The following is a 3,221-nucleotide window of genomic DNA, read 5'->3' as shown; positions in this document are numbered from 1 at the left end:
TTGACCTTACGCAGGTGCGGGCTCATCCACCAGATCCTACCGACCCCTTAGTGCCCCACAACAACCAGCCCACCCCACCATTCCAACGGCCCCCCTGAAACACAAACCAACTCAAACTGTGCAACTCAGGTTTATAGGCTCTCTGTTCATGAGCGAGTGTTTTGCCGAATGTGTGAAATGCACGGGTTTGAACCTCCTTCTAGATGTATGTAAGAACTATGCGGACTGCGTTATTTAGGTAAGAGTACCCACTGTCTTCATTAATTGAGATGAACACCGTCATGTAGTCGTCTGGGCTCTGATTGTGTTTACCGGTCCATGAATTTTTGTAGCTCGTTTTTTCACTCCATCCGTGTAGCGTTGCATAATCGATGAACTTCAGTCTTAACTGTTCTGACTCCATGCTCTTGTCTGAGAACCACCTGTAGAGGTGTACTCCTGAGTATTTTGATTCGAACCACTTAGGGAGTGGTGATTCTTCGGCGTGAATGGCACGATATCCCAGAATCGTTGTCGCTCCCATAGGATCGTTCTTGAGTGCTCTGAGTTGCTTCGCCTCGTAGGAGAGTGGAGCGCCTGGGGTATGGGCCCAGATGAGTCCAGCCCCTCCAATGATGCCACCAGCAATCGCTAGTCCGCCGATTTGCTGCAAAACCAGCCTTCGTGACAAGTGCGAGCGTGGCGGTTTGGTAGGCTCCGTGGAGCCTGTGGACGGACTGGGGGTACGGGGAGGGTCGTGGGATTCCGGTACTGCCGTAGTCATATCACAATTATATATAGTTTGATGTGATAGGTGCGCAGATTTGCGTGCTGATATTTGTCAGTGGTTCCTGGCTAAAATTTGAAGGTGGGCTTCTATGGCTCCTCAACTTGGAATGGGGTTCGCCGATTTTAGTTGTGGTGTTGTTCGCGCTCATTATGAGGATCGATTGTTGTGATGAATTATTTTCTGAAGTGCGGGAAACTGGAGCGTATAAGGTGTGGCCGGGTGGCTTCAGACGATCCGAGGGGCGGAGGCACTCTCACTGTGTCGGGTTCCCCGTTGCGCGCGGTAATACCTTTCGTTTCGGCTGCGAAGTGTTGCGGGAATAGTTGCGCAGCTGAGTCTGGATCGACGGCTAAGGTGTAGTCGATGGCGACTAGAACTTTCCCGTTTTTGGATGGTTCTCTTCCTTCGAATCCAATATATAGCTCCATGTAGTCGTCGGATTTTCGGTGTGCGTGTTGGGCAATCCACGCCGTAGGGGTGGTGATGCGGGTTTCTTCTTCCCATCCGTGAGACTTTGCGTAGTCTATGAACTCGTCCCTGAGTTGCTCGGCAGGTTTTGATGGATCTTGGAACCATCGTTCGAGATGAACTCCTGGGTACTTCCAGGTCGTCCAACCTGGAAGCTCTGACTCTTCTGTGTGGACAGCTTTCACTCCGAGAATGGTCTCGTGTCCCATGGGGTCGTTTTTGAGTGCCCTCAGTTGTCTCGCCTCATGTGAGAGGGGGCCTCCGGGGCCGAAGGCCCAGGTGAGTCCGCCTCCGGCGGCCAGTCCTCCGACAAGAGTCCCACAGCCGATGCGAATCAACAGTTTGCGGCGAGACAGGCGTGAGGGGGGAGCTGTGGATTCTGATGCAGGGGTATGGGGATCTGGGACTGCCGTAGTCATATGGCGATTTTATGAATCCATTAGGGTAGTTGTGTGGGTTGGCGCACTGAGGTTGGTCAGTGTTACTGAGGGGGTCTTGCCGTAGAGGTTCGTGGCCATGTGTGCCGCTACGATGAGAGGCTCTCGCTTGACGTGGAGGGGATGGCGTTGTCTCAGGCGTACCCAAGTCCGACAACAATCGAGCCGTTGAGCGGGTCTGTCTCGCGCTGCCCGATATTGGGGTGACAGTGAGGGACGTGCCGTCAGTCGGCTCCGTCCCGCCGTGGCGGCCGATCCATAACTCGGGTGTGGGCGGTCTGGGATTCTTCGTCCAGTCGTGGCTCTTGGCGTAGTCGGCGAAGAGGCTCGTGAGCTCCGCGGGAGTCCTCCTCGCGTCATAGAGCCGCCGACGTAGCGAGACGTCCCCGTACTTCCACTGAAACCACGTGGGCAGCTCCCATGAATCGGTGAAGACGGCGGAGATTTCGAGAATGGTCTCCGCTCCCATTGGGTCGTCTCGGAGCGCTTTCAGCCCTCTGGTCTCGTAGGGCGGCGCCCAACTCGGTCCGTACGTCCACTCATGCTCTACTGCGATAACGAGCCCTCCATCGATGGTGGGGTCGGCAGCACGCACGAGCATCCGCCGCCGATTTGGCTGTCCTGCTCCGGCAGACGCCCTATCGACCTCCACTCCGAAGAGGTTAGGCTCGCCTTATGAGCAAGAAGCCTGCTGCCTCAACCGCCTCGACTGACCTGCCGCTGCCTCACGCCGACCGCCCCATCGCCTCCGCAGCCGGCCACTGGGTGCTGGCCCGCGCCGGCAAGCGCGTCCTGCGCCCCGGAGGTGCCGCCCTGTCCGCCGCCATGCTCAGCCACGCCGGTCTGACCGGTGCCGACGTCGTCGAGCTCGCCCCGGGCCTGGGGCGCACCGCTGCCGAGATCATCAAGGCCCACCCCGCCTCCTACACGGCCATCGACCGCGACCCCGACGCCGCCCGGCGCGTGGCCGCCGTCGTCGGGGACCTCGGCGCCGTCCGCCAGGGCGAGGCCGCCGACACCGGCCTGGACGAGGCCAGCGCCGACGTCGTCGTCGGCGAGGCCATGCTCACCATGCAAGGGGACAAGGGCAAGGCCGCCATCGTCGCCGAGGCCGCCCGCGTCCTGCGCCCGGGCGGGCGCTACGCCATCCACGAGCTCGGCGTCACCCCCGACGACATCGACGAGGAGTACTACACCCAGCTGCGCCGCGACCTGGCCCGCTCCATCCACGTCAACGCCCGCCCCATGACGGCGGCCGCCTGGAAGGAGCTCATGGAAAACGCCGGGCTCGTCGTCGACTGGGTCGACACCGCCCCCATGGCCCTGCTCAAGGTCGGGCGCAACATCCACGACGAGGGCCTGGGCGGCTTCCTGCGGATCGCGCGCAACGTCGCCGCCGACAAGGCGCTGCGCCAGCGCGTCCAGGAGATGGCCGCCACCTTCAAGCGCTACGAGAAGGACATGGTCGGCATCGCCCTCGTCGCCCACAAGCCCGAGTCCTGAGCCCCGCTTCTCCCCGGTCGTCGACGTCGCAGTCGTACCTTATG

General features: G+C 60.1%; 2 protein-coding genes. One reads left to right on the top strand and one right to left on the bottom strand.

Annotated features, from left to right (window positions below; all coding sequences use genetic code 11):
• Window positions 1-942: 942 nt before the first annotated feature.
• Window positions 943-1,656: a hypothetical protein gene (locus RIV14_RS13490; protein ID WP_143224288.1), complete on the bottom strand. Its 714-nt coding sequence runs from the start codon at window positions 1,654-1,656 to the stop codon at window positions 943-945.
• 693 nt (window positions 1,657-2,349) lie between these two features.
• Between RIV14_RS13490 and RIV14_RS13485 the strand changes: the two genes are divergently transcribed.
• Window positions 2,350-3,177 carry a class I SAM-dependent methyltransferase gene (locus RIV14_RS13485; RefSeq protein WP_075373715.1) on the top strand — a complete coding sequence of 276 codons (828 nt, stop codon included), beginning with the start codon at window positions 2,350-2,352 and terminating at the stop codon, window positions 3,175-3,177.
• The last annotated feature ends 44 nt before the right edge of the window (window positions 3,178-3,221 follow it).

The organism is Actinomyces acetigenes, from assembly GCF_031296635.1.
GTDB lineage: Bacteria > Actinomycetota > Actinomycetes > Actinomycetales > Actinomycetaceae > Actinomyces > Actinomyces acetigenes.
This window is presented reverse-complemented; position numbering and strand designations above follow the sequence as displayed.

Bases quoted from the DNA above. Each gene is read 5' to 3' on its own strand.
- RIV14_RS13490 (WP_143224288.1), bottom strand. From the start codon at position 1,656: ATGACTACGGCAGTCCCAGATCCCCATACCCCTGCATCAGAATCCACA.
- RIV14_RS13485 (WP_075373715.1), top strand. From the start codon at position 2,350: ATGAGCAAGAAGCCTGCTGCCTCAACCGCCTCGACTGACCTGCCGCTG.